The organism is Microbispora triticiradicis (assembly GCF_005864065.1).
Lineage (GTDB): Bacteria > Actinomycetota > Actinomycetes > Streptosporangiales > Streptosporangiaceae > Microbispora > Microbispora triticiradicis.
Genome location: NZ_VANP01000003.1, coordinates 144,779 through 157,546 on the forward strand (window position 1 = coordinate 144,779; position 12,768 = coordinate 157,546).

Below are 12,768 nucleotides of genomic sequence, written 5' to 3' on the forward strand. Positions count from 1 at the left end.
GCGCCCAGCATCCCGCCCGCCACCGACATTCCGGCGGACGGGCCGGTCAGCCGAGGGGATAGACGGGAGTGGTGGCGCCGTCCTTGGCGAGCTGGTTCCAGGCCTGCTTGTCGGTGCTGTAACTGATCACCTGGCCCTCGTCGGCTCCGGCGATCACGTGGTCGGGGGCGGCGGCGATCGAGTCGATCTTCGAATCCAGCTTGATAGGCCCGGCGTCCGGGTCCGTCCTGCCCTCCATCACCGACCACGGCGTCAGTTCCTGGCCGCTCTTGACCTTGGACAGCACGAGCAGATCGGTGGCGTCCCGCCAGGCGATGTCCTCGATCTGCTGGTCGTCGCGGGAGTCGATGAGCGTACGCACGTCGTCGATCCGCACCTGCTCGCCGAGACGGAGAATCGTGCCGATCCGCACGGAGGTGCCGAGCCCGTCGTCGAGGATGGCGGCGACCCTGGCCCCGTCGCGGGAGACCCGCAGCTTGATGATGCGCCCGTACGACAGTTCCTCGGAGATCTCGACCCTGCGCGGCTGGCCGCCGACCGCCGTCCAGACCCGGCTCTCGTGCGCGCTCACCTTCTCGGCCGACCAGACGGCGCCGTACCGGTCCCAGGAGGGCGGGCTCATGTTCTTGCCGGCGATCCACCGCTGCCACGCGCTGCCCGCGGTCATCGGCGCGACGTAGACGCCGTCACCGTTGACCAGGGCCGCCACCAGGACCGGATACTGGGTCAGGACGGCCGGCTCGGTGAACTTCCCGGGCTGCTCGCCCGCCGCGCCCGGCACGGGGGTGCCGGCGCCCTTCTCCTTGTACTGCAGCAGCCTGCCGCCCTGCATGTAGTAGGCCTGCGGCGAACCGGTCAGCACGTTCGGGTCGTAGGCGTCGTAGTCGGCGGGCCGGAACCGGACGCCGGAACCGCCGCCGTTGACGCGGATCTCCACCGTGCGGCCGGTGACCAGGTCGCCGAGCGTCCAGACGAGCTGCGCCTTCAGCGCGTCGAGGCGGTCGGACGGCACCGCGTCCACCTGCGAGGTGAAGTCGACCACGACGGTGTCGCCCTCGACGGAGATCCGGTTGAGATCGGTGCCGGCGGGGAAGGCGCTGCGCACCGCGCTCGCGATCGACGAGGTCGGCCCGGCGAGCAGCCGGCGGACCCGTGTCTCGGGCACCCCTCTGCTGGGCTCGATGGGCACCCACACCCGGTCGGCCACCAGCCCCGTCGCCGGGGTGGCCGGGGGGTAGTAGAGGTCCACCCGCCGGTAGGCCCGCCGCACGTCGTCGCTCGACAGCAGGCGGGCGTCCGGCGGGATGTCGATCCGCCACTCGGCGCCCACCTTGACCAGGGTGAACGGCTCGACCAGAGCGCCGGTCGCGGGGGTGTACCTGCCCTCGGAGTCGATCGTGGCGACCTTCGTCCCCTTCAGCGTCACCGTCGTCCGGGTGGCGTGTTCGAGGTCCTGCGTACGGTCCGGCTCGATCTTGCCCTCGTAGACGCGGGTCTGCCGCCTCGGGTTCCAGCGCTGGGACGCGCCCGGGGTGAGGTACTGCTTGGCGACCCGCAACTCGGCGTCGTCGAAGGAGGCCATGGCGGCCTGGAAGCCCTTGACGATGTCGTCGGGCGGCGCGCCCGGCTTCGGCGGCTCCGCGATGATCCGCACGTACGGCTCGCTGAGCGTGTCCTTGCTCTTGTCCTCCTGGGCGACCCGGGGGCCTCCGCTCGTCGGCACGGTGGCACAGGCCGTCCCGCCGCCGGCCAGCACGAGAACCACGCCCGCGAACGCCGCGAGGCGGCGGGTCACCGCGGCGCGCCGCTCAGTCCGCATCGAAACCGCCCGCCTCGGCGCTCTCCCGTACGCGGGGCCCGGCCTCGGAGATCGCCCCGACGGCGGGGGTGAGCACCGGCGTGGCGTGGCTGCGCCAGGTGCGCCGCATCTCCACCTCCGGCGGGACCAGCGGGAGCGGCGATCCGCGCAGCGGCGTCCCCGCGACGCGCGGCAGCGACAGGCGGAACTGGCTGCCCTCACCGGCCGCGCCCCACGCCTGGAGCCAGCCGCCGTGCAGCATCGCGTCCTCCCGCGAGATCGCCAGCCCGAGGCCCGTGCCGCCGATGGTGCGGGCACGTGAGGGATCGGCCCGCCAGAAGCGGTCGAAGACCAGGTTCTCCTCGCCCGGCTTCAGGCCGACCCCGTGGTCGCGTACGGCCACGGCCACGGCGTCGCGGTCGGCGCCGAGGGTGACGACGACGTCCCGGCCCTCGCCGTGCTCGATGGCGTTGAACAGCAGGTTGCGCAGGATGCGCTCGACCCTGCGGCTGTCCACCTCGGCCATGCACGGCTCGTTGGGCAGGCGCAGCTCGAACCGGGTGGCCTGCCGTTCCGCCAGCGTCTCGGAGTCGCCCACCGCGCGCAGCACCACGTCGCGCATGTCGACGGGGTCCAGGTCGAGTGTCGCGGCCCCCGCGTCGTAGCGGCTGATCTCCAGCAGGTCGGCGAGCATGGACTCGAAGCGTTCGAGCTGGTTCTGCATCAGCTCGGCCGCCCGCGCCGACGAGGGGTCGAAGTCCTCGCGGCCCTCGTACAGCAGGTCGGCGGCCATGCGGACGGTCGTCAGCGGCGTGCGCAGCTCGTGCGAGACGTCGGAGACGAACTGGCGCTGCACCTGGGAGAGCTCCTCCAGCTGGTGGATCTTGAGCGCCAGGTTGGAGGCCATCTCGTTGAACGAGGTGGCGAGCCGGGCGAGGTCGTCCTCGCCGCGCACCTTGAGCCGCTCCTCCAGGCGGCCGGCCGCCAGCCGTTCCGCCGCCTGGCGCGCGAGCCGTACGGGGATGACCACCTGGCGGGTGACGAGCGAGGCGACGCCCGCGAGCAGCAGCACGAGCGCGGCGCCCGCGCCGATCAGCATCCGCTGGACCGCCTGGAGCGTCTTCTCCTCGTCGCCCAGCGGGAAGACGTGGTAGATCTCGTAGCTCCCGTTGACCATGGCGCCGACCACCAGGGCGGGCCCGGGCTGCTTCGCGCCGATGTAGCGCACCGTCACGGTCTGGTGCCACAGAGGGTGGTCCTCGTCGCTGTTCCGGACGTCCGCCCGGAGAGAGGCGGGGATGCTCGACGGGTCGATCTGGCTGGAGACCCTGCCCTGCCCGACCATGCTCGTGTTGTAGATGACGACGTCGTAGCGGCCGCCGGAACGGTCCGCCAGCGCCTGGGCCGCCGTGTCGACGGGATCGCCCACCGGGCCGGGCGCCGAACCGTCCTGCCCGCCGTCGCCGATGTCGGAGAGCCGGCTCAGATAACCGCTCGCGGTGGCGTTGTTGGCCTGCGACTCCGCCACCGCGGACACCTCGCTGGCGTTGTGCACCGAGGCGTAGATCGATTGCATCAGGAACACGCCGAGGACGACCACGACGGCCATCGACAGCACCAGCGTGCTGGTGACGACGCGGAGCTGGAGCGAGCGCCGCCAGACACCCCGCAGCCGGCCCGCGAGACGGCGCGCGCGTCTGCGGACCCCACGGGCGATCTGGCCAGGGGTCCGGCGGCGGGACTTTCTCGCGGGTACCGGCATGGTCGGAGCGGGCGCCTACGCGGGGCCGGCCTTGTAGCCCACCCCGCGCACCGTGACGACGATCTCCGGGCGCTCCGGGTCCTTCTCGATCTTCGCGCGGAGGCGCTGGACGTGCACGTTCACCAGGCGGGTGTCGGCGGCGTGCCGGTAGCCCCAGACCTGCTCCAGCAGCACCTCGCGGGTGAAGACCTGACGGGGCTTGCGCGCCAGCGCGACCAGCAGGTCGAACTCCAGCGGCGTGAGGTTGATGGTCTCCTCGCCGCGCTTGACCGAGTGACCGGCCACGTCGATCGTGATGTCGCCGATCTGGAGGATCTCGGGGGTGGGCTCGTCGGTGCGGCGCAGGCGGGCGCGCACCCGGGCGACGAGTTCCTTGGGCTTGAACGGCTTGACGATGTAGTCGTCGGCGCCGGACTCCAGGCCGAGGACCACGTCGATGGTGTCGCTCTTGGCCGTCAGCATGACGATGGGGACCCCGGACTCGGCGCGGATGCGGCGGCAGACGTCGATGCCGTCGGCGCCGGGGAGCATCAGGTCGAGCAGGACCAGGTCCGGCCGGGTGTCCCGGAAGGCGTCGAGTGCCTTGTCGCCGTCGGACACGAACGACGGTTCGAAACCCTCCCCGCGCAAGACGATGCCGAGCATCTCGGCGAGAGCGGCGTCGTCGTCGACGACCAGCACGCGACCTTTCATGGCCCCTCATTCGTACGCGTTTGGGAGATTTGGGCGTTTGTCACAGGTACCCCCGCAGGCTACCGGTGGCCGCCACTCGGGTGTTACACGACCATGACAGAGGTTGGAGTTTAGGCGGGATGGAGTTTAGGCGCAGCACACCAAGCGCGCGATTATCTGACCAGATGCGGTCACACCGGGGGGAATCCCGTGGTGCGGTCACGTTCCAAGTGTGCTCCCGCGCCCCGGTTTCGGCCATCCCCCGCCGGGGCTCGCTTCCGCCCGCGAGGGGACACCGGCGCCCCACCTGCCTGCCCGCCGGGCAACCCGGCGGTGGCGGCACTTGGTGATCGCGCGGCACACGCACGTACATCATGCCAGGATTGGGACATGACAGACGGCCCCGGCTCCTCCCCCGACGTGCCCTCCGGCTGGGCGGCCGAGCAACCTCCGCCGTACGGCGGAGCCGCCGGGACCGGCGGGACGGGCGAGTCCTGGGCCGCCCCCGGCGGCCGGGAAGGCCCGGCCGGCCCACAACCCGGCCCACAACCCGGCCCGCAACCCGGCCCGTACGGCCAGCCCATGTCCCATGAGCAGTATGGCCAGCCCGGTCAGTACGGCCAGCCCGGCCCTTCCGGCCCTTCCGGCTCTTCCGGCCCGTACGGCCAGCCCGGACAGTATGGTCAGCCCGGCTACGGCCAGTACGGACCGTACGGTCAGGGCCCGCAGGCGGGCGGGCCGCACTACGGGTCCGGTCCCTACGGCCAGGGCCCCTACGGCCAGGGTCCCTATGCGCAAGGTCCATACGGACACCGGCCGCCCGACGCGCCGCGGCCGGGGATCATCCCGCTGCGCCCGCTGACGCTCGGCGACATCTTCGACGGCACGATCAAGCTGATCCGCTCGAACCCGAAGGCCACGCTCGGCCTGTCGGCGATCGTCGCGGCCGTCACCGCGATCCCCGGAGCGCTCGGCCAGGCGGTCGGCCTCGGCATGTTCGGGACGGCGCTGGACGGCTACGGCTCCGGCTCCTACGAGACGGCCGCCTCGCCCGCGCTCCCGGTCGTCGGCCTGGCCGCGCAGTACATCGGCGCGATCATCACCTATGTCATGACGTTCCTGGGCACCACGATCCTCACGGGCATCCTCACCCGGGTGCTCGGCCGCGCCGTGTTCGGCGGCCGGATCACGGTGGGCGAGGCGTGGCAGCTCGCGCGGTCGCGGGTGCTCGCCCTGCTGGGGCTGGCGCTGCTGCAGGCCCTCATCCTCATGGCGCCGGTGCTCGTACTCGCCGCGCTGCTCGTGGCCCTGGGGCTGGGCGACGCGACGGCGGGCGCCTTCGTGGCCGTCAGCCTGCTGTTCGTCCTGGCCTACATCCCGTACGCCGCCTTCTTCTACACCCGCTTCTCGCTGGCGGCCCCCGCGGTCGTGCTGGAGGGCCGCGGGGTCACCGACGCGATGGCCCGATCGTGGCGGCTGGTGAAGGGCGGCAGCTGGCGGGTGTTCGGCATCCTGGTGCTCACGGCCGTGCTCGTGGGCATCGCCTCCAGCGTGCTGGGAGTCCCGTTCACGATCGGCGGTTCCCTGCTCGGGATGTTCGGCGGGGGCACGGTCGCCGCCACGGCGCTCACCACGATCCTCCTGGCCGCGGGCAGCGTCGTCGCCTCCATGATCACCTATCCCTTCCAGGCGGGCGTGGCGGGGCTCCTCTACGCGGACAGGCGGATGCGGGCCGAGGCGTTCGACCTCGTGCTGCAGACGGCGGCCGCGCAGAACCAGTCGCAGGGCTGGGTCCACACCGGCGTCGACGACCTGTGGCACCCGAGTCACGCGGCGGCGACGGGACCGGCGCCCGGCCCCGGCTCTCCGCCTTACGGGACCCCGCCCGGAGCCTCGCCCTACTACGGAACCCCGCCGTACGGACCCCAGGCGTGACGGCGGTGCTGCTCGCGCCGCTCGCGTCGTCGCTCGCCTCCTTCTCGTCGCCCGTCGACGTCGGCCGCGACCAGGCCGCGGACGAGGCGGCACGGGAGCTGTCGAGGGCGGGCTACCAGCACGAGCCGTTGTTCGACCGGTTGCGGCGGGAGTTCTCCCAGTTCATCGGTGACCTGATGAGCGGCGACGGCACGGGCACGGGCGGCGTGCTGTCGCTCGTCGTGATCGTCGTCGTCCTGGTCGTCCTCGCCGTGCTGCTCCTATGGGCCCTGCGCCGCTTCTCCGGCTCCGCGAGGACGGAGCCGGGAGCCGTGTTCGGGCGGAGCGAGCGGACGGCCGCCGAGCACAGGTCGGAGGCCGAACGCCTGGCGGCGGCGGAGGACTGGGCCGGGGCCATCCGGGAGCGGTTACGCGCCGTCGCCCGCGACCTGGAGGAACGCGCCGTCGTCGCCCCCCTGCCGGGCCGTACGGCGATGGAGCTCGCCGAGGCCGCCGGGCAGGCGCTGCCGTCCCACGCGGCGGACCTGCGGGCGGCGGCACGCCTGTTCGACGACGTCACGTACGGCGAGGCAGACGGCACCCGTGAGGGGTACCTGACGCTCGCCGCCCTGGACGAACGCCTGCGATCGGCCCGCACGGGCGTGACGGCATGACCGCGCCCACAAGCCTCCGAGTCCGGCGGCACACACGAGGGATACCTGACCCGCGCCGCTGTGAACGTCCTGCAGCCGGCCCGCACGGGCGTGACGGCATGACCGCGCCCACAAGCCTCCGAGTCCGGGGGACGGCGAGGACGGCACCGATGACGCTCGCGCCGGACGTGACCCCGTGACCGCGACCACAACCGGGACCACGACCGGGGCCCGGCGGGGCCGGGGGCGGGAGGCGGCCTGGATCTCGCTGGTGGTGCTGCTCGTGCTGGGCGCGGCGGCTCTGCCCGCGTTGCTCGCGCCGGACCGGCCCCCCGGGCGGCTCCTGGACCCGGCCGACACCTCGCTCGGCGGGAGCGCCGCCCTCGCCCGGCTGCTGGAGGCGCACGGGGTGGAGGTCGTCCGGGTGGAGACGCCCGGCGCGGCGGTGGCCGCCGCGGGGCCGGAAACCCTGCTGCTGGTCACCGAGGCGAGCATGCTCGGCGACCATGACGCCGCCGTCAGGCTGGCCGAGGCGCCCGGCGACCGGCTCATCGCCGGGCACGCGTCCTACCTCGACGTGCTCGCCGCGGGCCTGCACAGGAAGGGCGTCGAGCGCACCCGCTCCCGGCCGCCCCGGTGCGCGCTGCGGGAGGCCGTGCGGGCCGGCGACGTCTACACCGGCGGACTCTCCTTCTCCGGCCCGCCCGGATCCACGGGCTGCTATCCGGCGGGCGACGGCCACACGCTGGTCCGTTACACCGAGGACGGCCACACGGTGACCGCGCTGGGCGACGCGTCGTTCCTGACCAACCTGCGGCTCGCGGACGACGGCAACGCGGCGCTCGCGCTGAACCTGGCCGGCGCGCGGCCGAAGCTCGTCTGGCTCACCTGGCCCGACGATCCCGACGACGCCGCCGACGGCGGAGACGGCGCCACAGGGGCGGACGGCGAACCGGCCAGGTCGCTCGGCGACCTCATCCCGGGCGGCGTCAACTGGGCGGTCTTCCAGCTCGTCGTCGCGGTGGCCGTGACCGCCCTGTGGCGGGGGCGCCGCCTCGGTCCGGTCGTGACCGAGCGCCTCCCCGTGGTCGTACGGGCCTCGGAGACCGTGGAGGGGCGGGGCCTGCTCTACCGGTCGCGCCGGGCCAGGGACCGCGCCGCCCTCGCCCTGCGGGCCGCCACCGCCGACCGGCTCGCCCCTCTCCTGGGCGTGCCGCGTACGGCGACGGCCGAGGAGGTCGCCGACGCCGCGGCGGCGCGTACCGGGCAGGACCCGGGACCGGTGCGGGCGCTGCTGTGCGGTCCCGAACCGGCCGACGACGCCGCGCTGGTGGCCCTCGCCGCCCATCTGGACACACTGGAAAGGCAGGTTCGAGACTCGTGACCACCCCCGGACCGGGCGCCGCCCCCTCGGCGTCGTCCCCCGTACCCCCGGCCGCCTCGCCGCCGCCCCCGTCGGGCCCTTCGGCCCCGTCGCTTCCGCCGCTGCCGGCGACTCCCGGGGCCGACGCCGCGCGGGAGGCGCTGGCGGCGCTGCGCGCGGAGGTCGGCAAGGCGGTCGTGGGCCAGGACCCGGTCGTCACCGGACTGGTCATCGCGCTGCTCTGCCGGGGTCACGTGCTGCTCGAAGGCGTGCCCGGAGTGGCCAAGACCCTGCTCGCCCGCACGTTGTCGGCCACGCTCTCGCTCGACTTCAAGCGCGTGCAGTTCACCCCCGACCTGATGCCGGGCGACGTGACGGGATCACTGGTCTACGACGCGCGGACGGCCGAGTTCGAGTTCCGTGAGGGGCCGATCTTCACCAACCTCCTGCTCGCCGACGAGATCAACCGCACGCCACCGAAGACCCAGGCCGCCCTGCTGGAGGCGATGGAGGAACGGCAGGTGAGCGTCGAGGGGGCGGCCCGCGCGCTGCCCGATCCGTTCATCGTCGTGGCGACGCAGAACCCCGTCGAGTACGAGGGCACCTACCAGCTTCCCGAGGCGCAGCTCGACCGGTTCCTGCTCAAGCTCACCGTGCCGCTGCCGCCGCGCGAGCAGGAGATCGCCGTCCTCGAACGGCACGCGCTCGGCTTCGACCCGCGCGACCTGTCGGAGCTCAGGGCGGTGGCGTCCGCGACCGACCTCGCGGCGGGACGGCGGGCGGTCGCCCAGGTCCACGTGGGCCCGGAGGTGCTCGGCTACATCGTGGACCTCGCCCGGGCCACCCGGCAGTCGCCCTCGCTCCAGCTCGGCGTCTCGCCGCGCGGGGCCACCGCGCTGCTCGCCGCCGCGCGGGCCTGGGCCTGGCTGTCGGGCCGGTCGTACGTGACCCCCGACGACGTGAAGGCCCTCGCGCGGCCCGCCCTGCGGCACCGCGTGGGGCTGCGCCCGGAGGCCGAACTGGAGGGGGCCACCCCGGACGGCATCCTGGAGGGCATCCTGTCGGCCGTACCGGTGCCCCGGTGAGGGCCGCGTGGCGCTGACCGGGCGCGCGGGACTGCTCGCCGCCCTCGCCGCGATCGTGGTGCTCCTCGCCCCCGAGCCCGGCCTGGTCGTGCTGGCCGCCGCGCTGGTGCTGGCCGCGCTCGTGACGGCCGACCTGCTGCTCGCGGGCGGTGTGCGCGGGCTGCGTTTCCACCGGGACGGCGACCGGCGCGTACGGCTCGGCCAGTCGCTCGTGATCGGGCTGGTCGTGGACAACCCCGGCCCGCGCCGGCTGCGGGGCGTGCTGCGCGACGCCTGGCAGCCCTCGGCCGGGGCCGCCCCGCGGCGGCAGGCGCTCGACGTGCCGCCCGGCGAGCGTCGGCGGCTGGTCACGACGCTCACGCCCGTACGCAGGGGTGACCGGGAGGCGGTGGCCGTGACGGTGCGCTCGGTCGGGCCGCTGGGCCTGGCGGCGCGGCAGCGGACGTTCGAGGCGCCGTGGACCGTGCGGGTGCTGCCGCCGTTCCTCAGCCGCAGGCATCTGCCGGCGCGGCTGGCCCGCCTGCGGGAGCTGGACGGACGGCACCCCGCGCTGGTGCGCGGCCAGGGCACCGAGTTCGACTCGTTGCGCGAGTACGTGGTCGGCGACGACGTCCGCTCCATCGACTGGCGGGCGAGCGCCCGGCGCAGCGACGTCGTCGTGCGCACCTGGCGGCCGGAACGCGACCGCCGCGTGCTGATCGTGCTCGACACCGGCCGCACCTCGGCCGGCCGGATCGGGACGGCGCCACCGGGCTTCGGGCCGGGCTTCGCGCCGGACTCCGGTGCGCCAGGCTCGGAGGCGGACGCGGGGCCGGGCCCGGGACGAGGTCGGGGGGCCGGTTCGGGTGCCGGTTCGGGGGCCGCCGGATGGCCGCGGCTGGACTGGTCGATGGACGCCGCGCTGCTCCTCGCCGCGCTCGCCGCGCGGGCCGGCGACCGGGTGGACTTCCTCGCCTACGACCGGGCCGTACGGGCGCAGGTGTCCGGCGCGTCACGCACCGAACTGCTGTCGTCGATGGTGAACGCGATGGCGCCGATCGAGGCGGAGCTGGTCGAGTCCGACGCGGCCGGGATGGCGGCGGCCGTGCTGTCCCGGGCCCGCCGCCGCTGCCTGGTGGTGCTGCTGACCGACCTGAACACGGCGGCCATGGAAGAAGGGCTGCTGCCCGTGCTGCCGCGGTTGTCGGCGCGTCACCTGGTCCTGGTCGCCGCGGTGGCCGACCCGCGGGTGGCCGAGATGGCGGCGGGCCGGGGCACCGCCGAGGCGGTGTACGACGCCGCGGCGGCGGAGCGGCTGCGCGGCGAGCGGCGTGAGGTCACGGCGACGCTGCGCCGCCAGGGTGTGGAGGTCGTCGACGCCCTGCCCGAGGACATCGCACCCGCGCTCGCCGACGCCTACCTCGCGCTCAAGGCCGCCGGCCGGCTGTGACCCGTCAGGCCGTGGGGGCCAGGTCGGGGGCGCGTTCGATGTCCCCCGTCTCGTTCCGGCGCTCCGCCCGGCGGCCGAAGACGACGACGTACGTGAGGAACAGCGCCTCCGCGAGCGCGCCGATGGCGATGCGCGCCCAGGTCGGCAGGCCCGAAGGGGTGACCCCCGCCTCGATGAGCCCGGAGACGAACAGCACCACGACCAGGCCGAGCGCGACGCTCATCACGGCCCTGCCCTGCTCGGCCAGCGCCTCCGCCCGCCGCCTCGGGCCGGGGTCGACGACCGTCCAGCCGAGCCGCATGCCCGCTCCCGCCGCCAGGAACACCGCGGTGAGTTCCAGCATGCCGTGCGGCAGGATCAGCCCCCAGAACACGTCGGCCCTGTCGTGGGCGTGCATCAGGCCGCCGAGCACCCCGACGTTGGCCGAGTTCTGCCACAGAATCCACGGGATGGGCAGGCCGAGCAGGATCGCCGACACCACCACCTGCATGGACAGCCAGGCGTTGTTGAGCCACACGTGGCCGGCGAAGGACGCCGCCGGGTTCTCGGAGTAGTAGTCGGCGAAGTCGTGCTCGACGATCTGCCGGATCTCCTCCGGCGTGCCGACGACGCCCTGCACCGCCGGGTCGGTCGCCACCCACACGCCCATGACGTACGCCACGACGAGAGAGGCGACCGTGGCGCCGATCCACCAGCGCCGAGCCCGGTAGGCGACGACCGGGAACGACACGGTGAAGAAGCGGACCACCTCCCGCCAGGCCGGGCTGTGGGCGCCGGTGACGGCCGAGCGGGCCCGCGCGACCAGCGACGACAGGCGACCGGCGAGCAGCGCGTCGGTCGACGCCGACCGGACGATGGACAGGTGCGTGGCCGCCTGCTGGTAGAGCTCCACCAGTTCGTCGATCTCCGCGCCGCGCAGCGTGCGCCGCCGCCGTACGAGGTCGTCCAGCCGGTCCCAGGACGGCTTGCTCGCGGCGACGAACGCATCGATGTCCACGGATCGGACCCTATCGACCACGGCGCAGTAGGGTGCGCAGTGTGTCCGAAGTCGTGACCGGTGAGGCCGTCGTCGTCGAGGTCCGCGTGGCCCAGCTGCCCAGCCGCGCCCTGGCCTTCCTGATCGACTTCGTCGTGCAGTGGACCGTGATCATTGTGGCGTCCGTGCTGGTCTCCCACGCCTCGTCGCTGACCGACGACTCGCTGTCCGTCGCGCTGCTCATCCTGTTCATGGTGCTCGTCACGGTGGGCTACCCGGTCGCGTTCGAAACGCTCACCCGGGGCCGCTCATTGGGCAAGCTCGCGCTGGGCCTGCGGGTGGTGAGCGACGACGGCGGGCCGGAACGCTTCCGGCAGGCGCTGTTCCGCGGGCTCGCCGGGTTCCTGGAGTTCTGGACGCCGTTGTTCGGCGCCCCGGCGCTCATCACCTCGCTGCTGAACCCGCGCGGCAAACGCCTGGGCGACGTGTTCGCCGGGACGATCGTCATCGGCGAGCGCGGGCCGGGCGAGACCCCGCCCCCCGAGATGCCGCCGGCGCTGGCGTCCTGGGCGGCCACGCTGGAGCTTTCCGGCCTGTCCGGCGAACTCGCCGCCACCGCCCGGCAGTACCTCGTGCGGTGGCACCAGCTCAGCCCGCCGATGCGCGAGGAGATGGGGTTGCGGGTGGCCGGTCAGGTGAGCGCCCGCATCGCGCCGCCGCCCCCGCCCGGCGTCCCGCCGTACGCCTATCTGGCCGCCGTGCTGGCCGAGCGCAGGCGCCGCGAGGAGGCGCGGCTCGCCGCGATTCGCGAGAACCGCGCGCGGTACGGCGCGCAGAGGCACGGCCCGCGTGTGTACGGCACGCACGCGGAATCTCCCCTGGTCAGCCGTGGGGTGGAGGTGCGTCAAGCCGCGCCTGTCACCCCTCGGGGAGAGGCGCCGGAAGGGTCTGCGACGACATCCGGCGGATTTGTTCCACCGATTTAGGTGTAGACCCGCGATTGGGGGGCACCTGTGGCAATTGCAGGTCATGGGGCATCCTGCAGTGGGGTTGAGGCGGGCGCCGCCGGTGTGTTGAGGGAGAGGTCACACCGACGGTGCCCGCCTCCGTGTCGTC

10 protein-coding genes are annotated in these 12,768 nt (G+C 73.8%); 6 read left to right on the forward strand and 4 right to left on the reverse strand.

From position 1 onward, the window contains the following. Window positions 1-46 precede the first annotated feature (46 nt). The 3 genes from FED44_RS08840 to mtrA are packed head-to-tail and all read right to left on the reverse strand — an operon-like array spanning window position 47 to window position 4,253. Window positions 47-1,819: an LpqB family beta-propeller domain-containing protein gene (locus tag FED44_RS08840; RefSeq protein WP_138460360.1), complete on the reverse strand. Its 1,773-nt coding sequence runs from the start codon at window positions 1,817-1,819 to the stop codon at window positions 47-49. Next, complete coding sequence (gene mtrB / locus FED44_RS08845) at window positions 1,809-3,560, reverse strand: MtrAB system histidine kinase MtrB (protein ID WP_117410295.1); 1,752 nt, start codon at window positions 3,558-3,560, stop codon at window positions 1,809-1,811. The genes FED44_RS08840 and mtrB overlap by 11 nt, the downstream gene beginning before the upstream one ends. Before the next feature lie 15 nt (window positions 3,561-3,575). Continuing rightward, complete coding sequence (gene mtrA / locus FED44_RS08850; RefSeq protein ID WP_117410294.1) at window positions 3,576-4,253, reverse strand: MtrAB system response regulator MtrA; 678 nt, start codon at window positions 4,251-4,253, stop codon at window positions 3,576-3,578. 369 nt (window positions 4,254-4,622) lie between these two features. On the opposite strand from mtrA, the gene FED44_RS08855 reads away from it, so the two are divergent. From FED44_RS08855 to FED44_RS08875, 5 genes are all read left to right on the forward strand, one after another. Further along, the gene (locus FED44_RS08855) at window positions 4,623-6,167 is read left to right on the forward strand and encodes a DUF7847 domain-containing protein (RefSeq protein WP_138460361.1); all 1,545 of its coding nucleotides are present in this window, start codon (window positions 4,623-4,625) and stop codon (window positions 6,165-6,167) included. Then, entirely contained in the window at window positions 6,164-6,820 is a 657-nt protein-coding gene (locus FED44_RS08860) for a DUF4129 domain-containing protein (RefSeq protein ID WP_244301801.1), read from the forward strand. The genes FED44_RS08855 and FED44_RS08860 overlap by 4 nt, the downstream gene beginning before the upstream one ends. 175 nt (window positions 6,821-6,995) lie before the next feature. Then, window positions 6,996-8,183, forward strand: a complete 1,188-nt coding sequence (locus FED44_RS08865; RefSeq protein WP_138460362.1) for a DUF4350 domain-containing protein — start codon at window positions 6,996-6,998, stop codon at window positions 8,181-8,183. Window positions 8,184-8,284: 101 nt separating this feature from the next. Then, window positions 8,285-9,247 carry an AAA family ATPase gene (locus FED44_RS08870; protein WP_138460602.1) on the forward strand — a complete coding sequence of 321 codons (963 nt, stop codon included), beginning with the start codon at window positions 8,285-8,287 and terminating at the stop codon, window positions 9,245-9,247. A gap of 7 nt (window positions 9,248-9,254) precedes the next feature. Further along, window positions 9,255-10,676 (forward strand): DUF58 domain-containing protein, encoded by a 1,422-nt coding sequence (locus FED44_RS08875; RefSeq protein ID WP_138460363.1) that lies wholly within the window; start codon window positions 9,255-9,257, stop codon window positions 10,674-10,676. A 4-nt stretch (window positions 10,677-10,680) separates the two neighbouring features. Here the strand turns inward: FED44_RS08875 and FED44_RS08880 are convergent, their stop codons facing one another. Continuing rightward, window positions 10,681-11,673 (reverse strand): stage II sporulation protein M, encoded by a 993-nt coding sequence (locus FED44_RS08880; protein ID WP_111701793.1) that lies wholly within the window; start codon window positions 11,671-11,673, stop codon window positions 10,681-10,683. A 41-nt stretch (window positions 11,674-11,714) separates the two neighbouring features. Here FED44_RS08880 and FED44_RS08885 point away from each other — a divergent pair, with 41 nt between their 5' ends. After that, window positions 11,715-12,638, forward strand: a complete 924-nt coding sequence (locus tag FED44_RS08885) for an RDD family protein (RefSeq protein WP_111701791.1) — start codon at window positions 11,715-11,717, stop codon at window positions 12,636-12,638. The last annotated feature ends 130 nt before the right edge of the window (window positions 12,639-12,768 follow it).